This is a genomic window from Plantactinospora solaniradicis (assembly GCF_042658085.1).
Lineage (GTDB): Bacteria > Actinomycetota > Actinomycetes > Mycobacteriales > Micromonosporaceae > Plantactinospora > Plantactinospora solaniradicis.
Window position 1 is genome coordinate 159,935 of record NZ_JBHSPR010000001.1, and the last position, 24,043, is coordinate 183,977.

General features: G+C 72.3%; 19 protein-coding genes and 1 pseudogene. 3 read left to right on the forward strand and 17 right to left on the reverse strand.

The genetic code is table 11. The annotated features are described in order from the left end of the window. The 4 genes and pseudogenes from ACFP2T_RS00770 to ACFP2T_RS00785 all read right to left on the reverse strand — a co-directional run. Positions 1 to 877, reverse strand: a pseudogene (locus ACFP2T_RS00770) (SCO7613 C-terminal domain-containing membrane protein); the annotation flags it as partial. 84 nt (positions 878 to 961) lie between these two features. Next, complete coding sequence (cutA, locus tag ACFP2T_RS00775; protein WP_377416175.1) at positions 962 to 1,282, reverse strand: divalent-cation tolerance protein CutA; 321 nt, start codon at positions 1,280 to 1,282, stop codon at positions 962 to 964. A 10-nt stretch (positions 1,283 to 1,292) separates the two neighbouring features. Further along, the gene (locus ACFP2T_RS00780) at positions 1,293 to 2,354 is read right to left on the reverse strand and encodes a 1-acyl-sn-glycerol-3-phosphate acyltransferase (protein ID WP_377416177.1); all 1,062 of its coding nucleotides are present in this window, start codon (positions 2,352 to 2,354) and stop codon (positions 1,293 to 1,295) included. Continuing rightward, on the reverse strand, positions 2,354 to 3,190 hold the full coding sequence (locus tag ACFP2T_RS00785; protein WP_377416179.1) for a patatin-like phospholipase family protein: 837 nt from the start codon (positions 3,188 to 3,190) through the stop codon (positions 2,354 to 2,356). The genes ACFP2T_RS00780 and ACFP2T_RS00785 overlap by 1 nt, the downstream gene beginning before the upstream one ends. A gap of 331 nt (positions 3,191 to 3,521) precedes the next feature. Here ACFP2T_RS00785 and ACFP2T_RS00790 point away from each other — a divergent pair, with 331 nt between their 5' ends. Further along, on the forward strand, positions 3,522 to 5,252 hold the full coding sequence (locus ACFP2T_RS00790; protein WP_377416181.1) for a serine/threonine-protein kinase: 1,731 nt from the start codon (positions 3,522 to 3,524) through the stop codon (positions 5,250 to 5,252). 78 nt (positions 5,253 to 5,330) lie between these two features. Here ACFP2T_RS00790 and ACFP2T_RS00795 read toward each other — a convergent pair whose 3' ends face one another. The 13 genes from ACFP2T_RS00795 to ACFP2T_RS00855 all read right to left on the reverse strand — a co-directional run bounded on the left by ACFP2T_RS00795 (position 5,331) and on the right by ACFP2T_RS00855 (position 21,717). Next, the gene (locus ACFP2T_RS00795; protein WP_377416183.1) at positions 5,331 to 6,656 is read right to left on the reverse strand and encodes an ABC transporter ATP-binding protein; all 1,326 of its coding nucleotides are present in this window, start codon (positions 6,654 to 6,656) and stop codon (positions 5,331 to 5,333) included. A gap of 250 nt (positions 6,657 to 6,906) precedes the next feature. Next, entirely contained in the window at positions 6,907 to 7,839 is a 933-nt protein-coding gene (locus ACFP2T_RS00800) for a hypothetical protein (protein ID WP_377416185.1), read from the reverse strand. A gap of 91 nt (positions 7,840 to 7,930) precedes the next feature. Then, the gene (locus ACFP2T_RS00805) at positions 7,931 to 8,146 is read right to left on the reverse strand and encodes a hypothetical protein (RefSeq protein WP_377416187.1); all 216 of its coding nucleotides are present in this window, start codon (positions 8,144 to 8,146) and stop codon (positions 7,931 to 7,933) included. Between the two features lie 9 nt (positions 8,147 to 8,155). Then, on the reverse strand, positions 8,156 to 11,557 hold the full coding sequence (locus ACFP2T_RS00810) for a cyclic nucleotide-binding protein (protein WP_377416189.1): 3,402 nt from the start codon (positions 11,555 to 11,557) through the stop codon (positions 8,156 to 8,158). Positions 11,558 to 11,713: 156 nt separating this feature from the next. Beyond that, positions 11,714 to 12,829, reverse strand: a complete 1,116-nt coding sequence (locus ACFP2T_RS00815; RefSeq protein WP_377416191.1) for a glycosyltransferase family 4 protein — start codon at positions 12,827 to 12,829, stop codon at positions 11,714 to 11,716. A gap of 60 nt (positions 12,830 to 12,889) precedes the next feature. Further along, positions 12,890 to 13,567 (reverse strand): BON domain-containing protein, encoded by a 678-nt coding sequence (locus ACFP2T_RS00820; protein WP_377416193.1) that lies wholly within the window; start codon positions 13,565 to 13,567, stop codon positions 12,890 to 12,892. Positions 13,568 to 13,875: 308 nt separating this feature from the next. Next, complete coding sequence (locus ACFP2T_RS00825; protein WP_377416195.1) at positions 13,876 to 15,687, reverse strand: trypsin-like peptidase domain-containing protein; 1,812 nt, start codon at positions 15,685 to 15,687, stop codon at positions 13,876 to 13,878. Positions 15,688 to 15,750: 63 nt separating this feature from the next. Next, positions 15,751 to 17,337, reverse strand: coding sequence for a sensor histidine kinase (locus ACFP2T_RS00830; RefSeq protein ID WP_377417806.1), 1,587 nt, complete (start codon positions 17,335 to 17,337; stop codon positions 15,751 to 15,753). A 17-nt stretch (positions 17,338 to 17,354) separates the two neighbouring features. Next, on the reverse strand, positions 17,355 to 18,059 hold the full coding sequence (locus ACFP2T_RS00835) for a response regulator transcription factor (protein ID WP_377416197.1): 705 nt from the start codon (positions 18,057 to 18,059) through the stop codon (positions 17,355 to 17,357). Between the two features lie 95 nt (positions 18,060 to 18,154). Beyond that, complete coding sequence (locus ACFP2T_RS00840; RefSeq protein ID WP_377416199.1) at positions 18,155 to 18,841, reverse strand: PadR family transcriptional regulator; 687 nt, start codon at positions 18,839 to 18,841, stop codon at positions 18,155 to 18,157. A 7-nt stretch (positions 18,842 to 18,848) separates the two neighbouring features. Further along, positions 18,849 to 19,652, reverse strand: a complete 804-nt coding sequence (locus ACFP2T_RS00845; protein ID WP_377416201.1) for a DUF4097 family beta strand repeat-containing protein — start codon at positions 19,650 to 19,652, stop codon at positions 18,849 to 18,851. A 206-nt stretch (positions 19,653 to 19,858) separates the two neighbouring features. After that, positions 19,859 to 20,920: a lysophospholipid acyltransferase family protein gene (locus tag ACFP2T_RS00850; RefSeq protein ID WP_377416203.1), complete on the reverse strand. Its 1,062-nt coding sequence runs from the start codon at positions 20,918 to 20,920 to the stop codon at positions 19,859 to 19,861. Next, a complete protein-coding gene (locus ACFP2T_RS00855; RefSeq protein ID WP_377416205.1) occupies positions 20,917 to 21,717 on the reverse strand; it encodes a GNAT family N-acetyltransferase in 801 nt (266 codons plus the stop codon). The genes ACFP2T_RS00850 and ACFP2T_RS00855 overlap by 4 nt, the downstream gene beginning before the upstream one ends. A gap of 352 nt (positions 21,718 to 22,069) precedes the next feature. Between ACFP2T_RS00855 and ACFP2T_RS00860 the strand changes: the two genes are divergently transcribed. After that, positions 22,070 to 23,008, forward strand: a complete 939-nt coding sequence (locus ACFP2T_RS00860) for an ABC transporter ATP-binding protein (RefSeq protein ID WP_377416207.1) — start codon at positions 22,070 to 22,072, stop codon at positions 23,006 to 23,008. Continuing rightward, entirely contained in the window at positions 23,005 to 23,832 is an 828-nt protein-coding gene (locus tag ACFP2T_RS00865) for an ABC transporter permease (RefSeq protein WP_377416209.1), read from the forward strand. Before ACFP2T_RS00860 ends, ACFP2T_RS00865 begins: the two co-directional genes overlap by 4 nt. The last annotated feature ends 211 nt before the right edge of the window (positions 23,833 to 24,043 follow it).

The following is a 24,043-nucleotide window of genomic DNA, read 5'->3' on the forward strand; positions in this document are numbered from 1 at the left end:
GCCCCCGGGTCATGCCGAGGTTGACCGTGGCCAGGCCGGCGAACGCCAGGGCCCAGCCGGCGGCGCCGAACCCCGCGTCGTACGCCAGCAGTGGCGCGACCGGTTGCACCAGCAGCAGGCCGGCGAACCACGGCGCGTGCAGCCCGGACAGCCGTCGGTAGCCGGCCGCCACCGCCGCGCTGGCCCCCCCGACCAGCGCGGCGTAGCGGGCCCCCGGCAGATCGTCCACGGCGAACAGGCCCACCGCCCACGCCGCGTACCCGTCCAGCACCACCAGGAGCAGACCGATCGCCGCGAACGTCTCGGCGGTCGCGGCGAGGCCCCGCCGCCGGGCCACCAACGGCGCGGCCAGGGCCAGGGCGGTGAGCCCGGCGAGGATCAACGCACGCCCGGCTATCCCGAGCGTGGCCCAGGCGACGACGGTGAAGACGATCGCGGCGGCGCCGACCAGCAGTCCGCCGAGGACGAACAGCACGTTCTGCACCGTCCGGGTCGACGTCTCCGGCCGTACCGGCGCCCCGACCGCACCCACCGGCCCGCCGGCCGACGAGACGGCGCCGGCCGACGAGACTGCGCTGGCCGACGAGACTGCGGCGACGGAGGAGAGTGCGGCGGTCCGGGCGGCGGCGGCCGCCTCGCGGACCCGCTCGGCCAGCGTGTCGCGACGCTGGCGGATGTGCCGCAGCGAGGAGTCGAGACCCAGGTACGCCTGCCGGGCCTGCTCCACCTGGGGAATCAGCGCGACGATCTCCGCGTCGAGCCGGATCACCTCGGCGGCCGTCGGATCAGGTGCCCGGCCACAACCGGGGCACCCGGTCGCCAGATCGGCCCCGGCCCCACACACGGGACAGGGGTACGCGTTCGCGGAAGCGGTCACGCTGCCCATGCTGCGGCACCGGCAGACCCGGCTCACAGAGTGCGCGTACCTACCCCGGGCCGGGTACCCGGTACCGAGAACGCGTCAGGGCCGGGTCTGCTCGTGCAGCCAGGCGGAGTAGTCCGGGTTACCACCGGACACCCAGGTCACCAGGACCTCCGGCACCTCGTACGGGTGGGCGGCCCGTACCTGGTCGATGAGGGCCTCGACCCGGTCCGGTGCGGTCTTGAACAGCACCGACCACTCCCGGGTGGTCTCCATCCGGGACTCCCACCAGTAGGTGCTGTCCACCGGGCCACTCACCTGTGCACAGGCCGCCAACCGACCGGCCACCGCGGCGGCGGCGAGCACGTCCGCGACGGCCCGCGCGTCCACCACGGTCGTCACGATGCAGATCTGGTCCACGCCGGGCACCCTACGCCGGATCGCCGTCCTCGCGATGCGCATCGACCCATTCGTCGATCCGTGCCCACCAGTCGAACAACCAGTCGATGCGTTCCTGCCGGCCGGCCGGCACCTCCTCCGGTGGTACGGACCAGAACCGCATCACGATCCGCTTGTCCATCGGCAGTTCCCGCCAGACGTCGGCCACGGTCAGCATCCGGTCCAGCCCGGTGTGCGCGACGAAGATGACCCCGGCGTCCGGCGCGGCATCCAGCGCGGCCAGTACGCCGCCCGGTTGCGGCGCGAGCACGTGCCGCATCGCCTCGGCCCGCTCCGCCATCTCGTCGAGCCCACGGGACCGCAGCAGGTCGATGGCGCGTAGCCGGCGGCGCGGGGTGAAGTTGCCACCCTCGGGGAAGATCACGAACGCGTCGTTCTCGTCGAGGTTCACCGCCAGGTGCCCAATCTGCTCGATCAGGGTCTCCCGGGGTGGGCCGGCCCGCTCGGTCGGGCCGACCCGGGTCTTCCGGCGGTTGTGGGCCGCGATGAACCGGTTTGGCAGCCGGTTCAGCAGTACGTCGACGGCCGGATCCCATTGCAGGGTGTCCTTGAGCACGATCCGCGGTTCCCGGTCGAACCAGTTGACCAGCGCATGGATCAGGATGAACGAGTCGCCCGGCCCGGCGTGCCGGCACAGCACCAGCTCCGGGCGTCCGGGCAACGCGGTGTCCGGGTCGGTTCCGACGATGTCGATGCGCAGTCGCAGCGTCCACCGGGCCTGCCAGAACAGGAAGGTCAGAAACCACCCGGCCAGGACGTAGTGCGCCCGCTGGAACGACGGGGACCGCTTGTGCCAGCCGAAGCCGGAGCCGACCCAGAGCCCGAACAGCGCGATCAACGCGGCCGAGTCCCAGAGCAGGTAGACGATCCCCAGCCAGAGCACCCGGAGCGGCCGGAGGTAGCCGGGGACCAGTGGCGAGATCGCCGCGGCCAGGATCAGCCACACCGGCAGCGTGGTCACCACCAGCACGGCGAGCAGCACCGTTCCGGGGCCGAGGAGCAGCCGCCGGGCCCACCTGGGTGGCAGTGGCATCAGCCGACGTCCACGTGCTCGGCGAGGTAGCGCCGGGATGCCGTGTAGGCACGGCTGATCCGCCGCCCCACCGCCGCCATGTCCCGGTACGCCCACGGCGTGTCGTCCCGGGGCCCCAGTCCCCCGGTCGGCAGCACGTGTACGTCCACGTCGTCGGGGAGCGCCGCCATCTCCCGGGCGAACCGGTGCCGCCGGGCGATCTCGAAGGCCACCTGGGCGATCTCCCAGGGCCGGCGGGGCGGGCTCAACGGGCGCTCGATCCGGCCCACCTGGAGTACGAAGATCTGCCGGGCCCCCGCGTGCACCGCCTCCCCGATCGGGATCGAGTTGACGATGCCGCCGTCGACGTAGTGCTCGCCGTCGATCCGGGCCGGCGGCAGCAGGCCGGGTACCGAGGCCGAGGCGAGTACCGCCGGCACCACGGGACCGGTGCTGAACCAGTGTTCGGCGGCCCGCTCGATGCTGGCCGCGCAGCACCGGAACGGCACCTTGAGGTCGGCGAAGGTGGTGGTCTCGCCGAGTTCCGCCTCCAACAGCCGACGCAGGGGGCGCGGCGAGTGCAGGTGGGTACGGGCGGCGAAGCGCCGGAGTTGCCGGGCGATGGAGTCGCCGTACACCTCACTGGCCTCCGGGGAGGCCCAGAGCCGGACGAGCCGGTTGGTGACCGACTCCGACGGGTCCGCCGCGACGAGCGCACCGTTCACCGCACCGATCGAGGTGCCCAGCACCAGGTCGGGCTGGATGCCGGCCCGGAACAACGCCCGCAGCATGCCGACCTCGACGGCGCCGAGCACGCCCCCACCGCCGAGTACGAACGCCACTGGACCGCTGACCATGCTGTTCATCCTGGCACGGGCCGCCCACCCCGACCCGGCGGTGGGTGTCGCAGGTGCGGGACGACCGATGGTTCGGGGCTGGGCCGGGCACCTGCCGGATCGACGACGACCGCTCGGCGCAGCGGAGGGACCGCCCGACGAAACATGACATCCCGGGCCGGCATCCGGGCGGGCGGCACGCCGTGTTGCCGGGATTGAATTCCGACTTAAGCCGTACGTCTCCGGCCGGCAATCTCGGCGTTGACAGACGATTGCCAGTCACGGAGCCTGATACGACCTACCACACACGGCCTGATGCGACCCCCAACTTCCCAGGCAGGTGCGACAAACGATGGCAGCGTTGCAGGCGGGCGGCCTGCTCGCCCGCAGATATCGGCTTATCGACAGGATCGGTGCCGGCGGCATGTCCGTGATCTGGCGCGCCCGGGACGAGGTGCTGGACCGGGTGGTGGCGGTGAAGGTGCTCGCCGCGTCACTCGCCGCCGACACCAAGTTCCGGGAGATGGTCCGCGAGGAGGCCCGGGCCGCCGCACAACTCGTACATCCACACGTCACCGCCGTGCACGACTACGGCGAGACCGTCGGTCCGGACGGTGGGATCACCGCGTTCGTGGTGATGGAGCTGCTGACCGGCGAGGAACTGAAGGCCGAGCTCACCGCCGGCCCGTTGCCCTGGATGACCGCGGTGGAGATCTGCGCGCAGGTGTCCGAGGCCCTGGCGGCGGCACACCGACTGGGCATCGTGCACCGGGACATCACCCCGGCCAACATCATGATGACCGCGACCGGCGCGAAGGTACTCGACTTCGGCATCGCCACCCAGGTCGGCGCGCCCGACGAGGACGAGGACGGCGAGACGTTCGGTACTCCGGCGTACGTCGCACCGGAACGGTTGGACGGACTGCCGGCCCAGCCGGCGACCGACACGTACTCGTTGGGCGTACTGCTCTACGAGACGCTCACCGGCCGGGTGCCCTTTCCCGCCGACACCTGGGAGGAACTGACCCGGGCGATGGAGGCGGGCACCGAACCGACGCTCACCGGCGTACCCGATCTGCCGCCCGTGGTTGCCGACGTCTGCCTGCGCTGTCTGTCCCGCGAGCCGGCGGAGCGGCCGACGGCCGCACAGGTCGGCGAGGCGTTACGCGGTCAACTGCTGGCCGCCGATCCTCGGCGGCTCGCGACGGGCCGTCCACGGTCCGGCACCGTGCCGACGGCCCGGCTCGCCGCGTTGCCGGCTACGGCCGCCGGACCGGCATCGGCGGCCCTGGCGGCCACCGCCGCACCGGCGGCCCCGGCCCGGGGCGAGGACCCGGCCCCGGTCCACGGGTCCCCGACGGGCCGGGTGGAGGCGGGGGCGGCGGGGCCGCACGCCTCGGTGGGGCGGAGTCCGGCGGACTCGCCGGGTTCGGCGGGGGCGCCCGGAACCGGGATGCCGCACCGGTCGTCGGCCAATGGACCGCCGACGGGGACAGCGCCGGGCGGACCGCCCCCGGCAGGCCCGCCCGAACCGGCAGGCGGACTGTCGGTCGAGCCACCACGACCGGGACGGGTCCTGCTGTTCGCCGCCGCGGCGCTGGTCGTGCTGACCGTCGCCGTGGTCGTCGCCTCCGCGCTCGGCGGCGAGCCCCGGTCAAGGCCGAACGCCGGTGCCACCACCGCCGGGCCGGGAGGGACACCCGGACCGGGGACGCCGTCGTCCGGCACATCGGCGCCGAGCCCGGCTCCGGCGAGCCCGGCCGCGCCACAGTCCGCGCCGCCGCCGCGCCGGACGGGCGGTTCCGAGCCCAGCGCACCGCCGATCAACGAGGCCATCGCCCGAGTCGACCAGCTCGTCGACGACGGGGTGGCGGCCAGCGCGATCCGCGACCACGCCGGGGTGGACCTCCGGAACCAGTTGCGTAACCTCCGGTCCGGCCTGGCTGCCGGGCCGGGCGACCTGGCCGGGCAGGTCACGTTGTTGCGGGAGAAGGTCGCGGTGCGCCGCGACGAGGGCTCGATCTCGCCCGAGTACGCCGAGCAACTCGACGCCGCCCTGGTCCGGCTGGCCCAGGCTGTCTGAGCCGGTCCGGGCGATCCGGGGCGGCTGGTGCGGCTGGTGCCGGCGCAGGATGTCGGCGCGAGCCGCCCGCTCGTCGGTTCAGCCCAGCCGGATCCGGTTCCCGGCGCCGTCGAACAGCATCAACCGGTCCAGGTCCACCGCCAGCGCTATCGACTCCCCGGTCCGGGGCAGGACTCCGGCCGGCACCCGGACCACCAGTTCACCGACGGTGGGCGGCTCGTCACCAAGTTCCGGGTCGTACACGGGATAGAAACCGTACTCCGTACGCGCCGTTGCCGGGGGCTGCTCGGACCGGGAATGCGGGATCATCCGGGCCAGTCGGTCCCGGACCGGATGCCCGGCCGGCAGATCCTCGGCGAGCAGTTCGGAAAGATGGTGGCCGGTGGCCGGATGCTCCAGCCGGGACTGCGCGGCAGAGGTCGGCACCGTGCCGGTCGTGACGTGCACCAACGCCTCGTGACCCAGATTTTCCACCAGCCGGACCGCCCCGCGCAGCACCGGCCCGGTCGACCCCGAGGCCGTCGGGGTCAGTGCGTCCGCGCGCAGGGCCAGGGTCACCCGGTCGGTGTGCCGTTCCCGCAACGGCGCCACCCGGGGATCGTCGGGCGGCAGCTCGATCAGTTGCGACCCGAGGTCGAGCAGCACTCCGTCGTCGGAGGCGTAGATGGCGGCCTGCACCAGGTTGGCCCGGGGCGTACCGAGGAAGGCCGCGACGAACAGGGTGTGCGGATCCCGGTAGACCTCGTCCGGCGGCCCGATCTGCTGGAGCACGCCACGGCGCAGCACCGCGACCCGGTCCGCCATCGTCATCGCCTCGACCTGGTCGTGCGTGACGTAGAGCGTGGTCATGGCCAGGCGGCGGGCGAGCGCCGCCACCTCGGCCCGTAGCTCCGCCCGTAGTCCGGAATCCACGTTGGACAGAGGTTCGTCGAGGAGGAAGGCGCGCGATTCGCCCACCATGGCGCGCGCCATCGCGACCCGCTGCCGCTGCCCGCCGGAGAGGTGTTTGGGTTTCCGGCCGAGCAGACCGGTGATGCCGAGCTGGTCGGCGACCTCCGCGACCCGGAGGGCCACGCCGGACGGCGTCTCCGAGCCGGTCGTCAACGGAAAACCGATGTTCTCGGCGACCGTCAGATGTGGATAGAGCGCGTAGTCCTGGAACACCATCGAGAGACGCCGGTCCCAGCCAGCGTCCGGGAGCACCGGATCCCCGTCGATCAGCACCCGGCCGCTGGTCGGTTCCTCCAGCCCGGCCACCAGGCGCAGGATCGTCGACTTGCCGCACCCGGTCGGCCCGAGCAGGGCGACGAACTCCCCCGAGCTGATCTCGATGCTCACTCCGTCGACCGCGACGGTGCCATCGGGGAAAATCTTCGTCAGCCGGTCGGTGGCGATGCTGACCACGGCGACCACCTCCTGTCGCCATCGTCAGGGCACAGCGGTCCACGCGCCAGTCCTGATGCGCCGGACGGCCACGCGCGGTGCGCCGGACGGCCGAACCCGATGCGCCAGGCGGCTCTGCACGGTGCGCCGGACGGCATAATGCCACGGCCCCGCCCGGCGTGTTGTCCCGCATCCAGAACGCCAACGAACCGGCCGGCCGACGCCGTGTTCCGGTTACGGCTCCGGGTCGGCGGGGTGGGCCGGCAGGACGTCAGTACGTGGAGTCGGAGGGCGGCTCGGCCCGTACCGTCCGATCCATCCAACCGTCGCCGTCGTCGTCGTACATCCGCTTCTCGAAGAAGCCGTCGCGGTTCCTGTCGTACTCGCTGATGTCGACGAGACCGTCGGCGTCGAGATCGTGACCGACGAAGTCGGTACGGCCGTCCCGGTCGGCGTCGACCAGGATGTCCACGCCGCCGTCGGCCCGCCCGTGCAGGGTGTGCCGGTCCCAGTCCCCGTCGCCGTCGATGTCGACCCGGGTCCGGTAGCCGTCCGGTACGGCCGGCTCGACGTCGATCGACGGCTCGACGTCCATTGGCGGATCGGCGGCCCCGAAGCCCGTCTCGGCACCGGCCAGCGCTCCGGCCAGGCCGCCAGCCGGATCGGCCAGCGCGGCGTCGGTTGCCGACCCTATCGACCGGCCGATCTCGTCGCCCAGCCCGGCGAGGCCACCGACCGGTCCCCCCGCACCGCCCTCGACCACGGGTGCGGCACACCCCGGCGCCGCACCGAATCCGTCGACCGGGCCGGTCAACGCGCCCCCGGCAGGTACCGGCGCCGCACCGAAACCCTCGTCCGGCACGGGCGCCGCACCCAGCCCCTGCACCGGTACGGCGGCGGCGCCGAAGCCCTCCGCCGAGGCCGGCGGCCGGCCCAGGCCGGTGGTGCCGATCTCGTTGACGGTGGGCAGCGCGCCGGCCAGCCCGACCAACGGAGTGAACATGCCGAACAGACTCGACTGGTTGGCCCGGGTCTCGACGCCGTGCTGTCCACCCGCGTCGTCGCCGAGTTGCAGTTGGAGCAGGGCCAGTTCGTCCGCGTCGAGTCGGTAACCGGCGAGGGCGTCGACCGGATCGGCGGACAACGCGGCCGCGAACGCCGGATCGGCGACCAGCCGCTCCAGTACGACATCGAAGTCACTCACGGTAGCCCCCTCCGTACGCCGGCCTACCCACGCTAACTCCGACGTGCCATCCCGAGCAGTCCTCCGACCGGGCGGCCCCGGCTGCGATTGGTCAGTCCAGTTCGGGCATCGGCACCGGCTGCGGGCGTGGCCGGCAGGTGCCGCACTGCAACGCGTCCTCGACCACCAGCCCCTCGGCCCGGCCGCGCACCTCCGACCGGTGCACCTGGAGCAGATACGGCCCGAACCGGGCATGGTCCTCGCAGAGGCCGCGCCCGCAGAACCGGCACCCACCCCGGGCCGCCTTCGGACAGAACCAACAGAGCACTGCAACTCCTCATCCGACGGTGCCGCACGGTTCCAGGTTGATGGTCAGGCTGGTGGACGACGAGTTCCCCGCGCCATCCACCGCCTCGATCCGCACCCCGATGGTCCCACCCTGGCTGTTCTCCCTGCGGTACGGAACGACGACGTCGCCCTGGAACGACTCGCCGGAGCGCTGGAGCTGCACCGACCCGCCGTCCCCCTCCCCGAGAGACCAGTTCGCGGTCACCTTGATCTCCGAGCCCGGGCTGACGTTGTCGGCGACGGATCCACCGATGGTGGCGACGCCGTCGGGTCCACAGGAGGGGCGGGAGATGCTGGTCGGCTTGGCGAAGACGCCCGAGAACGTCGGTCCGGCATCGTCTCCCGGTGGGGTGGTCGGCGCGGTGGTGGTGGGTGGGGCCGTCGTCCGGGGCGGTGTCACCGGAGGGCCGGTCGTCCTCGGGGTGCTGGCCGGGGTGGTCGGGCTCGTACCGGGTGTCGTCGGCACGGGCGTCGGCGTACCGGGCGAGGCGCTCGGGGACGGCCCGACGCTCGGTGTCGGTGTCGGCGTCGTGGTTCCGGGACCGGGCGATTCGGGGTCACCGGGCGTGTCGGTCGGCCCCGTACCGTCCGGTGAGGTGTCGGCACCACACCCGGACGGCCGACCGCTGGGCTCCTGTCGGACCCCGGCGACCCGTACCTCGCCGGTCGAGACCTCGATGCTCCGGGTCCAGGCCGTGTACCGGGCCGGGCCCCGGTTGCTGATCCCACCGGCGGGCCGGTTCACCAGGAGCGCGAGGGGTGCGAAGGCGGGGCTCGGGCTCTCCGTGTCGGCGAGCATCCGACCCGCGTCCAGGGTCAGTCGGCCGTGCGGGGTTGTCGTCCGGGTTCCGTCGCTCCAGAGTGCGCCGACCGTCGTCCGGGCGCCCGCGCAGAGCGTGGCCGTCGCGCCGCCCCGGAATGTCAGGATGCCCCGGGACCGGGCGGACACCCGGATCTGGTCGCCGTCGCCGACGTAGATCCGGCTCCCCTCGGCCAGGGTCACGCTCCGGCCGTCCACGGTCGCGACGAGCCGCCCCCGCTCGGCCGCGAGCAGGGCGCGGTCGCGGGGCATCTCCGCCCAGGCGGGCCCGGGGATCAGGTTGCTGGCGGTGGCGAGCAGGGCCAGCAGCAGGAAGAGCAGGACCAGCCACCAGAGCCGCCGCTCGAACCGCCGGTCGACGTCGTCGTCCACTCCGGGCGGGGGCGGGCCGGGCGGTGCGGCCAGGGGCGGGTAACCGGCACCCGGATGTACGCCCGTCCGGGGCGCGCTGCCCGGCGTACTGGTTCCGACCGCGCTGACCGGTTCGGCGGGGGCGCCGAACAGCAGCGGCAGGCCGGTGACCGACGGCAGGGCCCAGATCCGGACCGGAGTACGGGCGGTGGCGACCGTACCCGGCTCACCCTCCCCGGCCGGGCCGATCACGGTGCCCCTGCGGAGTTGGGTGCCGTCGGGCAGTTCGATCACCCCGGACTCGACCACGACGGCGTCGTTCGCCCCGGCCAGCGTGACCGGGTCCCCGGCGGCGAGCGCCACCACCCGGGCGCTGGAGACCAGTCCCAGCCGGTCCTCGGCGGTGAGTCCGCGCAGTGCGGGTGCCTCGGCGAACAGCGCCTCCGCCTCGGCCCGGTCGGCGAGGGGCGGTCCGGGCAGTGGTCCCACCCCGGCGACCACCACCGCCGCCGGCATGCCGAGCAGGACGGTGCCGGCGGTGTGCCAGTCCAGGGTGGCCGGGGTCCCGGTGAGCGCACTTGCCAGGCCGATCACGCCTCCCGGGCCGAGGCGCTCCCGGACCAGCCCGCCCGGGTCTCCCGGGCGCCGGCCCTCCATCGCGCCGTCGGCGACCAGGTAGACGGTGGACTGGGCGGCACCCGCGAAGACCAGGTGCTGGCCGGTACGCGGGCGGACCCACCGGGCCCGGCTGGCCAGCTCGGCGAGGGTGGCGGCCGGAAGCCGTCCCAGTGCCGAGTTCCGCAGCGCGTCCAACCGGCGGGGCAGGTCGAGCCGATGGCGGCGCTCGATCCACCGGCCGCGTGCCGCGCGGAACCGGGCGGCGAGCCAGCCGGCCGCCAGGTAGACCAGCGGAGCGGCCAGGCCGGCGATCACCGCGAACAGCAGCAGCCGGGCCGGCCAGCCGGCACGCCACAGCCCGAGCACCAGCCCGGCGACCCGGTCTGTCCAGATCCGCCAGCCCAGGTTGACCGCGATCACCACCCAGAGCATGGCCAGGGTCCCGTACAGGGCGACGAGCCGGCCCTCCAGGTCGAGTTGGGCCCACTTCGGCGGCCGGCGGCGCAACCGGGCCAGCACGTGCGCCAGGCCGCGCGAGCGCAGGTTGGGTATCTCCAGCCAGTCCATCAGCAGGTAGTAGCCGTCCAACGCGAGGAACGGGTTCAGGTTGAACAGCGCGTTGAGGTACCAGGCGAAGGCGAGCTTGAACGTCCAGGGCGCCGTCTCGGGCACCAGCAGCCCGACGAGCTGGGCGAGACCGGCCAGGATCAACCCGGCGGCCGGTCCGGCGGCCGTGGTGAGCATCCGGGCCCGGCGGCCGGCCATCCAGACGTCCGTGGTGTCGACGAAGACCGACGGGACGCCGAAGTACACCAGGAAGCCCGCGGCCGGTACCCGACGTCCGGCGTGCTTCGTCGCGAGGGCGTGCCCGAGCTCGTGGCAGGCGAGCGCGAGTACGTTGAGTCCGACCAGCACCAGCGCGCCGGCCGCGTACGACCCGTCGGTCAGGAACAGTGACTGGTCCCCGGCCCACCAGGTCCATCCGAAGAGCAGTAACCCGATTACCGCCACGACTGAAAGCAGCCCGCCGGCCACCCGGGTGAAGAGCAGTCGGCCGCCGCCCCGGTAGAGGAGGTCGACCAGGCGGTCTATGTCGGCCACCACGGTGCGCTGTCCCTTGGCCGCCGCCAGCAGTCCCCGGCCCAGCCGTACCGGCCACGGCCGACGGTGCACTCGGTCGAGCGGTCGGAACGCGTCCACCGGAAGTTCGGCCAGCATCCGGTTGCCGGCCAGGTCGGCGACGACCCGGGTGACCTGGTCCGGGGCGAGCCGGCCGGCGATCCGGGCGAACTCGGCGACGAGCCGGGCCACCGTACGGGAGCCGTCCATCAGCCCGGCGAGCCGCCACTCCTCAGGGGACAGTCGCAGGTAGCAGGCGTCGCCCCGGTCGTCGGGAGAGCGGAGCATGACGTACGGCACGCCGCGTACCGAGACCAGCTCGGCGGACTCGATACCGGGTCGCAGTACGGGACGGGCCCGGGCAGGGTTCAGCCGCTCGACGACGGCGGTCCACACCCCCGGCTCGGCCGGACCCAACGGCCGGCCCGGAGCGCGGCCGGCCAGTGCCTCCCAGACGCTCACCCGGCTCTCGACGACCGCCACTGACCTCTACCCTCCGCGTGTCGCTGCGGCATGCAGAGTAAAGCGTCGATCCACCCCTGGTGTAACCGCGTCCACTTCCCGACAGCAACCGGTATTGAAGTGTTAGGAAGGGGCCCTTTATCTACAAAAAGCGCTAATGGGGGGCCCTTCCTAACATCACCATGCCACCGAGGGGGCGGAGGGGTGTTCTACCGGCTGTGCGGGGGTGGGCTCGGCCCAGGCCCGGTACGCCCGCTCGTAGTCGTCGGCCATCCGGGCGGCGGAGAACTCTCGGCGGACGTGGGCCACGCAGGCGCCCGGGTCCAGCCGGACGGCGTCGAGCAGGGCCGGGGCCAGGTCCGCCGGGTCGTCGCAGATCAGTCCGGTCTCGCCGTGCCGGATCAGTTCCGGTACGGCTCCCCGGTTCAGCGCCACCACCGGGGTACCGGTGGCCATCGCCTCGACCATCACCATGCCGAACGGCTCCTCCCAGCGGATCGGCATGATCAGAGCGCGGGCGGCGAGCATCAGCCGCACGGTGGCATCCCGGTCGGGGTTACGCAGTACGGTCACGTCGGACCCCACCATCGGCTCGATGACCTGTTCGAGGTACTGGCGTTCGGCCCGCGAGTCGCACTTGCCGGCCAGCACCAGCGGCAGCCCCGCAGCCCGGCATGCTTCGATCGCCAGATCGGGGCCCTTGTCGGCGCTGAACCGGGCGAGCCACAACACCGGCCCCATCCCCGGTGCCGACTTGGTCACCAGGTTGGCGGTCGAGATTCCGTTGTGGATCGTGGCGGCCCAGGCCAGCTCGGGGGCCAATCGGCGCTGGGTGTGCGAGATGGCGACCAGTCCCACCCGGGGGGCGCTGTCGCCGAGCACCTCCCCCAGTTCACCGGTCGGCATTCCGTGCACGGTGGTCAGGGTGGGCACGTCCCGCTCGGCGGCGGCGTACGGCCCGACGGTGGTGTGATCGTGCACGATGTCGAACGACTCCCGCGAGATCATCCGGTTGACCCGGGACAGATGGGCCAGTTCCGGCAACGCCTGGCCGAGCCGGTGGTGCTGGAGCTCCGGAACGGTTCCGACGAAGTGGGCCGCCGTGCCCGTGCCTTTACCCGCGCCGAAGAGGGTCACCTCGTGCCCCTTGGTCACGAGCGCGTCGATCAACGCCGAGCACACCTGCTCCAGCCCGCCGTAGCCGGGCGGCGGCAGTTCGTACCACGGGGGCACGACCATCGCGATCCGCAGTCGGCCGGTCGGCTGTGCTCGTTCGGACGGATTGTTCGTCACGCAGCGGTCCTCCCTCGGGGCCGGCAGCTCGGATGGTGTGACGCCGCAGGTCCCGACGGATCAGGTCGCCAAAGTGAGCCGGATCTCGACGTCGACGACCCCGGGCGCCGCCCAGGCCACCCGTTCGGCCTGCTCCCGTTCCAGCCACGACCGCACCTCGCCGGTGAGTACCACGGTCTCCCCGTCGACGTCGATGTCGATCAGCTCGACGTCGACGTTCACCGTCCTGGCCAGGGCGTTCCGGATGTCACGCCGGATCTCCTCCGCCGAGATTCCGTCGACCGGCCGGACCGCGATCAGGTTGGTCACGCCCCGTACGCCGGTCAGCCGGCGGACCGACCGCTCGGCGGCCCGTTTCTGGTAGCCCCGCTCGACCTCGCCGCGCAACGTCAGCCAGCCGTTGGCGACGGTCACCTCGATCTGCTCCACCGGCACGAATTCATCCCATTCCAGGGCCCGACTCGCCGCCGTCGCGATGTCGGAGTCGTGCCGCTCGGCGTCGCCGGGCAGTCGTACCTCGATGTCGTTGGCCACCGCCCGGATCCCCCTGATCCGGTGTGCGGTGCGCTCCGCCGCCCACTTCTTGGCGTAGCTGTCGACCCAGCCGGTGAGGGTCGCGATGCCGCTCTTGACCGAGACGCCGATCTCGCTGGCCCGTACCCGGGCGTCCCAGGCCAGTTCGGCCAGCACCTCACGTTGGACATCCGCATCGCTGCGAGCCATGGTCGCGGTACTCATCGCCGCCCCTCCCCAGGTCCGTCGCGGCCCCCCGGTCTCGGTAGAGCCCGGTCTCCGCTCTTGCAGAGCACCCCCGATATTCGCCTCGGTCCGGGTGAACCGGGCTCACCCGGACCGGGTGAAGCCCCGCCGGCGGATCGAGCGGGCCGGGCCGGAGAGCCGGCCCCGGGGCAGGAGAATTAGGGAAAAAGGAGGAGCGGCGGGCGACCTGACCAACCCCCTTGGTCATGTCGCCCGCCGCTCTGGGGAGGAGGTCTACCTTCCGTTTCCGGAGGGTCGACCCGAAAGCGTTCGGTCGGTGCTAATCGTTAGGACGTTTCGGCGAGCGTCACGGTTGCCGACTTTTCGGCTCCGTTTCGGGTGTACGTCACCTGTACCTGGTCACCGACCTTGCCGCCCTGTACGGCCGCGACCAGATCGTCGGAGTCGTTGATCCGCCGGTCGCCGAACTGGGTGACCACGTCGCCCTGTTGCAGGCCGGCCTTGGCGGCCGGGCTGTTCGGCTGGACCGCCCCGATCAGGGCACCACCGTTCTCGGCGGCGGTCACCTGCACCCCGAGCGACGGGTGGCTGACCTTCTCGCCCCGCTGGAGCGCCTCGGCAACCACCATCGCCTTGTTGCTGGGGATCGCGAAGCCGACCCCGATGTTGCCGGTGCCCTGGCCGGCGGTGGCGATCGCGGTGTTGATGCCGATCACCTCGGCCTTGGTGTTGACCAACGCCCCACCGGAGTTGCCGGGGTTGATCGGCGCGTCGGTCTGGAGCAGGCCGGAGATCGAGGTGGCGCCGCCCTGTTGCTGCTGCGGCCGCTCGAACGGGCTCTGCTGGTCCTCCTGGCCACCGGCCTGGATGGTGCGGTCCCGGGCACTGATGATGCCGGCGGTCACCGAGCCTTGCAGGCCGAGCGGGCTACCGAGCGCCAGAACCTGGTCGCCGACCTGCATCGCGTCGCTGTCGCCGAACTTCGCGGCGGCGAGTCCGGACACCCCCTCGGCCTTCACCACGGCCAGGTCGGTCTTCGGATCGGTGCCGATGATCTTCGCAGCCACCTTCTTGCCGTCGGCGAAGACCACCACGACCTGGTCGCCGTTCGCGCTCGCCACCACGTGGTTGTTGGTCAGTACGAAGCCGTCGGCGCTCATCACCACGCCGGATCCCTCGGCGCTGCTCGTGCTGATCGACACGACGCTGTTCTCCACCTGGGCGGCGATCTTCGGCAGCTCGGCGGGGTTGATCACCGGTGCCGCTTCGAAGCTCCGCGTCGTCACCGTCGGGCCGTCGTCGAGGGCCAGGGCGATGGCGCCACCGGCGATGCCGGAGCCGACCATCAGTGCCAGGGCCGCGGCACCGATCGCCGCGAACTTGCCGAATCGGCCTCCGGACGACGGCGCCGGCCCGACGGGTGCGGCCCAGGGCGGTGCCGAGGGCCCGCCGAGGTGTGGCGGCACTCCACCGCCCGGGTTGTGCTGGCCGGGCTGACCCGCCCAGCCCGGGTGGTGCTGCTGGCCACCCTGCGGCGCCTGCCACGGGCTGGTCACCGGGTCGGTCGCCGTCCGGCCGGACCCGGCGGGCGGCAGGCTGTACGGCTGGCCGGAGGCGGGCGCGGTGCCGTACGGACCGGCGCTGTACGCCTGCCCCGAAGACGCAGGCCCGTACGGGCCGGTGCCGTGCGCCTGCCCGGGGGCGGGTGCACCGGCGTACGGCTGGCCGGAGGCGGGTACGCCGCTGTACGGCTGTGCGGAGGTCTGCGCCGCGCTGTGCGCGCCGTACGGCTGCCCGGGGACGGGTGCGCCGGCGTACGGCTGCTGACCGGGGGTCTGTGCCGATCCGTACGCCCCTGCGCCGTACGGCTGGCCGGAGGCCGGCGTCACCGTGGCGGTCGGCGGCTCGTGGCGATCACCCGCGTCGCCGGACGCGGCGCGGTCCGCCGCGCCGGTGCTGCCCGGGGTGCCCGGGTCGGCGGAATCGGTGCCGGGGGTGGCCGAGTCGGCGGGGCGGTGCCCGAAGGCGTCGGAATCGGACTGCCCGCGGTCGTCGCGCGGCAGCTCAGCGGTGGGATGCGAGAGCTCGCGGTCGGCGTTCGCCGGCCGCCGCTGCGGGTCAATCTCGAAATCGCTCATGTCCCCTACCTTGCCCCCTCGCTCTGCGACCTACCTTGAGCCCGCCTGGATATTGCCTGAGAATTACTCTACGTCGATCTCTTCGGCCGTCTCCGATCCTTCGGCGACTTCGGGCGCGAGCGGAAGCCGGACCCGGAAGGTCGCTCCACCCCCGGGTGTCTCCAACGCCTCGACGCTGCCCTGATGCCCTGCGACCAGGGCCGCGACGATCGCGAGCCCGAGCCCCGTGCTGATCTGGCCGCCCGCCTGCCGGGTCCGGGCGGCGTCCGCCCGGTAGAACCGTTCGAAGACCCGCTCGGCCTGCTCCGGCGAGAGTCCCGGCCCGGTGTCGGCGACCTCCACCACGGCATCGGTCCGGTCGGTCCGCAGCCGCAACGTCACCGAGGCGTCGGCGGGCGTGTGGGTCAGCGCGTTTGTCATCAGGTTGCCCAGCACCTGCCGGAGCCGCGCGTCGTCACCGAGCACCACCAGCGGGCCCGCGCCCGGCTCGATCTCCAGGCTGATCGACCGCTCCGGGGCGACCGCCCGGGCGGCCTGGACGGTGTCGGCGCCCAGGACCGGCAGTTCGACCGGGGCCAGGGTGAGCGGGCGTTCCCGGTCGAGCCGGGCCAGCAGCAGCAGGTCCTCCACGAGCAGTCCCATCCGGGCCGCCTCGTCCTCGATCCGCCGGATCAGCCGGGCGATGTCCTCGGGCGAGCCGGCCGCACCCTGACGGTAGAGCTCGGCGAAGCCCCGGATCGTGGTCAACGGCGTACGCAGTTCGTGTGAGGCGTCCGCGATGAACTGCCGCATCCGCTCCTCGGATCGGCGGGCCCGTGCCTCCGACGTCTGCGCGGCGAGCGCGGCGTTCCGGGCGGCCCCCTCCGCGCCCCGGGCGGTCGCCTCGGCCGACCGGGCGGCCGACTCCGAGGCGGCCCTGGCGGTGAAGGCCACCTCGATCTGGCTCAGCATGGCGTTCAGCGCCCGGGACAGTCGGCCGAGTTCGGTTTTCGCCTCGCCGGCACCGGGTTCCGGGTCGGGAACCCGTCGGGATAGGTCACCACCGGCGATCGCCGCCGCGGTCCGTTCGATCTCCACCAGCGGTCTCAGGCTGGTACGCACGATCGCGGCGCCGGCCGCCGCGAGTGTGATCAACACCGATCCGCCGACCAGTACGTCGATCCAGATCAGTTCCTTGACCGCCAGGTCGACCTCGGTGAGGTTCTGCCCGACCGCGATGTACTCGCCGTCGTTGAGCCGCACGATCATCATCCGCCAGCGCAACTGGTGGTCCGCTGACGTGGCGTTGAAGACCTTGCCATCGGCGTGCCGCCGGTACCAGGAGGCGTCCCGCAGGGTGCCCGGCAGGTTGGACGGGGTCAGTACCCGGTCGTCGTAGATGGGAACGGCCTGCCACGACCGTTCGCTCGCCGCGACCAGCAGATAGTCGGTCGGCAGGCTGCTGTCGTTCGTGCGCTCGGGCTCGAACTGCTGCCAGACCCGGTCCGGCTGGCTCATGAACTCCCGCAGCTCGTCGTCGATCTTGTCTATCAGGTAGCTGCGGAGGAAGAACGCGGTCATCACGCTGATCACCACCAGCGCGGCGGCGACCAGGGCGAGGACGGCGGCGACCAGCTTGACCCGCAACGGGACGGCGCGCAGCCGCCCCATCAGCGGCAGTGAGGTGCTCACGCCGCCGGCTTGCGGAGCACGTATCCGACCCCCCGCAGCGTGTGAATCAGTCGGGGCTGGGTGGTGTCGATCTTGCGCCGCAGGTAGGAGATGTAGGACTCGACGATGTTGTCGTCGCCCCGGAAGTCGTAGTTCCAGACGTGGTCCAGGATCTGCGCCTTCGAGAGCACCCGGTTGGCGTTGAGCATGAGGTAACGCAGCAGCTTGAACTCGGTCGGCGAGAGCTGGACCCGCTTCCCGGCCCGGTGCACCTCGTGGGTCTCCTCGTCCAGTTCGAGGTCGGCGAAGGTCAGCCGGGACGGTGCGTGCTCACCGGTGGCCGTACGACGCAGCACCGCCCTGATCCGGGCGGTCAGTTCCTCCAGGCTGAACGGCTTGGTGACGTAGTCGTCGCCGCCCAGGGTCAGCCCACGGATCTTGTCGTCGGTCGCGTCCCGGGCGGTGAGGAAGACCACCGGCGTACGGGTGCCGCCCTCGCGGAGCAGTCGGATCACCTCGAAACCGTCGAGGTCGGGCAGCATGACGTCGAGCACGACCAGATCCGGTCGCCGCTCCTTCGCCGCGCTGACGGCCGCGCTGCCGCTGGTGGCGGTGGCCACGTCGAACCCGGCGAACCGCAGACTGGCGGAGAGCAGCTCGAGAATGTTCGGATCGTCCTCCACGACGAGTAGTCGCGCCTCGGTCTGGGTTGTCGCTGCCATCTGGCCATCATCCGCGCCACCGCTGCGCCTCGGCTGAGCATCCCCTGAAAACTCCCTGAGAGCGTCCGGCCGCGCCGGCTCCCGCCGCTTGACGATCAGCGCAGCAGCCGCCGTAGCCCGTCCAACGCCCCGTTGAGCAGCCGGGCCGCCGTCCGCAACTGGGCCTCGCTGAACCGCCGGCTCTCGGCCAGCGCCCGTACCTCGGCGACGAAGAGGAGCAGGTGCCGATCGAACTCGGCAACCGGATCGGCGCCCTCTCCGGGGTCGCCGGTCCGGGGTCGCCCGCCCCCGGAACGTCCGGCCGCCGGCCACTCGCCGCCGGGACCGCCGTTGCCACCCGCCGATCGTGGGTACGCCCCGGACGGCCGGCTCTCCCGGTCACCCCGTCGGGTCTCCCGGGCCGCGGCCCGTAGCTCCTGCTTCAGGTCGCGGACCGAACCGCGTACCTCGGTCCGGATGTCACCGGCGAGCTTGGCCAGGTCGCTCACCGAGGCGTGGATCTCCGACTCCAGGGTCGCCACCTCGTCGGCGCGTTGCCGCAGTTCGGCCCGGCCCGCCTCGGTGATCCGGTAGATCTTCCGGCCGCCGACGGCGTGGTGGGTGACCAGTCCTTCGGCCTCCAGCCGCTGCAACCGGGGATAGATCGTGCCGGCGCTCGGCGCGTAGAGGCCCAGGAACTTGTCCTCCAGCAGCCGGATCAGCTCGTAGCCGTGCCTCGGTCCGCCGTCGAGGAGCTTGAGCAGATAGAGCCGGAGCCGGCCGTGGCCGAACACCGTCGTCATGCCGCCCTCACTCCGCCGTTCGCCGTGCCAGCAACACGATGCTGCCGGACAACGTGCTGGCCCGGAGGCTACCGCCCCCGGCACCGAGAACTCCCCGGCTGTCCTTCACCGGGCTCAGGCCGGCGCCCACCCGAAGCTGGGGAAAATCGGTGGTGATCTGCCCGGACGTGGTGTGCAGGTGCACGTCGAGATCGCTGTCCTCGGGCACCCGGACCGTCACGCTGCCGGAGGTGGCGCCGAGTTGGATCTCGCTCTTTCCCGGGCTGTCGAGGTCACAGGTGATCGCCCCGGAGACCGTACTGGCCCGGACCCGCTCGGCGGAACCGTCGGCGAGGATCAGCTCGCCGGAGACCGTCTCCATGGTGAGGTCGCCGGAGACGCCGAGCGCCTCCACCGGCCCGGAGATCAGCCTGGCCATGGTCCGGCCGCTCAGCCCCATCAGGGTGACCTGGCCGGAGGTGACGTCGACCTTCGTCGCCTCGGTCAGCCCGGACGCGACGACCGAACCCTCGGCCAGGCGCAGGTCGACCCGGGTGCTCGCCGGGATCGCGATCGAGACCTCGGGTCCGGCCTGGCGGGCCAACCAGCGGAACACCAGGGTCCAGCTCCCGAGCTTCCGGTGCCGTACGGACAACCGACCGTCCCGGTGCTCGATGATGATCGGCTGCCGGTCGGTCCGGTTGACCTCGATCCGGACCGGGCCCTCGGTGCCGACCACGTTGACCCGTCCCGTGGCCAGCCGCACGACGAGTTGGTCAACCGGTTCGGCGATGGTCAACCGGCGCGGACCGTCGACCGTCCAGCTGGCCATGGCGTCTCCCCTGCTGCTGCGGCGGGCCGTTCCGCCCGCAGGGGGTGCGGGGACGGACGGCGAAGGTGGCTGCGCCCGTCACGATAACGCGATACATCGCGTTGCTGGAACCACCCGACGGCGCCGTGGCCCCACCCGGGCGGCTGCGTCGCTCCTCGCGCCACGCGTCCGGGCGCGCGGCGCTCCGGAGACGGCGGTGTCGCGGCTCAGGCGGCCAGTTCCAGCGTTCCCGGCTCCATCGGGCGGTCCGGCCGGGCCTCGCGGTCCGGCTGTACCGGCGGCACGCCCGGGGATCCGGCCGCCCGCACCGCCGCCTGGGCCGCGGCGGCCAGCCGACGGCGGTCCACCATGCCGCCCCGCCGACCGTTCGGAGCGCCGGCCTCCGCCGGGCCGTCGATCCACGGCCGGTCGACCCACGACCCGTCGACGGCGGTGAGGGTCACCACCAGGCCACGCAGCGCCAGCACCCGGCGGACCGAGGAGAGCAGGCTCTCCTCGGCCAGGAAGGCGGGCGCGGTGGTGCCGCCGGCCTGGATGGTGCCGACCGACGTACCGCCGGTCGAGCCCACCCCGGTCGAGGGTCCCGGCCCGGTCGAGGCTTCCGTCCCGGGCCCCGGCGGCGCGACGCGGTAGCCGAGGTGCACCGGCACCACCGGCGCGTCCGCGTCGATCGCGGCCTGGAACATCGCCGGGCGGAACCGGACGGCGGCACCGCACCGGGCACCCGGGCGCGGCAGGCCGCACCAGGTCGTACCCTCCGGAAACACCGCGACCACGTCGTCGGCCCGCAGCGCGGCCACGACCTGGGCGACGGTGGCCGGCAGGGTTCGCGGCCGGGTCCGGTCCACGAAGATCACCCCGCCGAGCGCGGCCAACGGGCCGATCAGCGGCCAACGCCGTACCTCGTGCTTGGCCAACATCCTGGCCGGGGTCACCGCGAGGATCGTGACCACGTCCAGCCAGGAGACGTGGTTGGCCACCAGCAGCGCCCGGCGGTGCGGCGGTCGTCCCTGGACGTCGAGACCGATCCCGACCGACCGCAGCACCGCGCGGGCCCAGGTCCGACCGGCGGCCTGCCGACCGGACCGGGACAGCAGCGGCAGTACGGGGACCAGCGCCGCCCCGAAGATCAGTGCTCCGAGCAGTGCCACCAGGCGACCGAGTTGAGCCGGTCCGGAGGCCCTGGGCGTGGTATCCGGGTCGGGCAGGCACTCCGGGCCACAGTTCGAGTGCGGTCGCCAGAGCGACCAGGTCGGGTGCGTGTTCACTGGTCCGGACCGAGGAAGTGCCGGCGGTACCGGGCGGGCATCCGGTCCAGGGAGAACAGCACGTAGAAGTCGGCGGCGTCGAAGTCCGGGTCGTACGCGGGTTCCCCGCAGACCCAGGCGCCGAGCCGCAGGTAGCCACGGAGCAGCGGAGGCATCGGTACCCGGCCTCGGGGCGCGACCGCCCCGGCGGACGACGCGTCCGCGAGTGCCGCCGCACCGCTCGGTTCGGCCAGCCAGGGCCGGTGTGGGCGGACCCGCATCGGCGGCGGCGACAGGTGGCGGCGTTGCACCTCCGCCCAGACCCCGACCGCCGTCGCTCCGCCGTCGCCGAGCGGCACCGAGCCGCAGCCGGCGAGCCAGCGCAGCCCGCGCAGGTGAAGGTATCGGGCGATACCCGCCCACATCAGGTTGATCACGGCACCGGATCGGTGCGCCGGGTCGACGCAGGACCGGCCGATCTCGACCAGACCGTCCCGCAGCGGTGCGAGCGGGGTCAGGTCGAACTCGGCCTCGGCGTAGCGTCCGCCGGCCTGGGCGACCCGGTCCGGCGGCAGCATCCGGTAGGTGCCGACCACCGCTCCGGTCCGGTCCTCCCGGACGATGAGGTGTTCGCAGTGTGCGTCGAACTCGTCGACGTCCAGTCCGGGCACCGGCGAGGAGAGGTTCGCACCGAACTCTTCGACGAACACGGTGTGCCGGAGTCGCTGTGCGGCGGCGACCTGCGCCGCGCTGTCGGCGATCAGCAGGGTGTATCCGCTGGTCCCGGTCTCTGCCGGGGTGGTGAGCAGAACGGCCATGGTCTCTGTCTAGGTGCCCGGGCTGCCGTACACGTGTCGGCCGTTGGTTGACGGTGTGTCAATCCGGTGAACGGGGTGTTTGGGCATGCCCGGGCGGTCGGATGGCTGGCGCGGGCACCCGGACAGTCGCCGCGAGGTGGTAAGTTTCGCTCCTTCCGCCGCAGACCGATCGGCTCCGGCCTGCGCACCGATCGGTCTGGCCGCGATCGGGTCGGCTCCTGCCTGAGGAGGACGGGCTCCTGCTCGGGGATGAGGACCGGTTCCGCAATCATCACGATTGACCTCGCGGCCGACACCATCAACGCTGGGTTACGGCGCGGCCGACACGGCGGCGTCTCACGAGGGGAGTGAAATGTCCGACGGGCGGCTGAGCCCAACGGCCGGCAATGGCCAGATAGTGGTGTCCGGCCTTACAAAGCATTACGGAAATGTCCGAGCGGTCGACAATCTGTCGTTCACCATCGAGCCAGGCCGGGTGACCGGCTTCCTGGGGCCGAACGGTGCCGGCAAGACGACCACGCTCCGGATGTTGCTCAACCTTGTCACGCCCACGGCGGGCACCGCGACGATCAGCGGTACGCGGTACGCGGACCTGCCGGATCCGATCCGACACGTCGGTGCCGTGCTGGAGGCGTCGAGCGCACACAAGGGCCGGACCGGAATCAACCATCTTCGGGTGGTCTGCGCCGCTGCCGGGCTGCCCAAGCAGCGGGCCGACGAGGCGCTCGCGCTGGTCGGGCTCACTCCGGCCGCCAAGCGGAAGTTCAAGGGCTACTCGCTCGGCATGAAGCAGCGGCTCGGGATCGCCGCCGCGATGCTGGGTGATCCCAAGGTGCTGATGCTGGACGAGCCGGCCAACGGCCTCGACCCCGAGGGCATCCGGTGGATGCGTGGGTTCCTGAAGGCCCTCGCCGCGGAGGGCCGTACGGTGCTGGTCTCCAGCCACCTGCTCTCCGAGATGCAGCTCCTGGCCGACGACGTGGTGATCATCGCGGCCGGGAAGCTGATCCGGCAGGGCCCGGTGGAGACGGTGGTCGGCTCGATGGCGCACACCGCCCGGGTCCGGGTACGCACGCCGCAGTCCGACGAGCTGGTCGCCGCGCTCGCCGAACACGAGGCCCAGGTGGAACCGGGCGAGGGCGGGGCGCTGCTGGTCAGCGGGGTGGACGCCCCGACCGTCGGTCGCGCCGCCCTGGCAGCCAAGATCGAGTTGCACGAGTTGACCACCGAGCGCCCCGACCTCGAAGGCGTCTTCCTCGAACTCACGGCCGGAAAGGCGGCTATCCGATGAGGCTGGTCCGGGCCGAACTTCTGAAGATCCGTTCGACCAACACCTGGTGGACGTTCGGGCTGATCGCCCTCGGGCTGTGGGCCGTCACGCTGTTCTTCAACTACATCCAGACCCAGTTCCTGGTGGGGCCGGACGCCACCACCGGGATGAACGCGGAACAGGCCGAACAGATGCGGGCCGCCGCCGAGCCGGTGAGCCTGGCGGCCAACCTCTACACCAACGGCCAGTTCCTGGGTCTGGTGATCGTCCTGGTCCTCGGCGTGCTGGTGGTGACCAACGAGTTCCACCACCAGACCGTCACGACGACCTTCCTCACCACGCCGCACCGTACCGCCGTGGTCGTCGCCAAGCTGGTCGCCGCGGCCCTCCTCGGCGTGCTCTTCTGGGCCGTCACCACCGGGCTCAACCTGTTGACCGGCCCGCTCATCCTGAGCGGTTTCGACGTGGCCAACCAGTTCGACAGCGGGGAGGTCTGGCAGGCGGTCTGGTTGAACGGGCTCGCCTACCTGCTCTGGGCCATCTTCGGGGTCGGGTTCGGGGTGCTGATCCGCAGCCAGATCGGCGCCACCGTCACGGCGATCCTGCTCTACTTCGCCGGTTTCATCGGCGCGGCCATCTTCTTCAACACCCTGGCCAGCCGGTTCGGCGACTGGATCAACGACCTCCAGGTGCTGGTGCCGTCGCTCGCCTCGCAGCTGATGGTCTCCGCCGTCGAGCTACCCAGCCAGCCGCCGCAGTGGCTGGGCGCGGTCGTATTGATCGGATACGCCGTGGTGACCGCCGGTATCGGCACGCTGCTGATCCGGAAGCGCGACATCTCCTGACCCGCGCCAGCGGTTGAGGGACCTCCTCGGGGGGCGTGGGGCCGATCGGCCCCACGCCCCCCGATCGTCGCGGAAGGGTCGGACTTCCTCGGCGGTACGGCCAGGAAGTCGCAAAACCTGTGAAACGCGACACGGCCCCGATGCGACAATGCTGGCGGTTGCCGCACGGCGTAGCCTTGGACCCGTCTTTCGACGCAGCCTCCCGGACGGG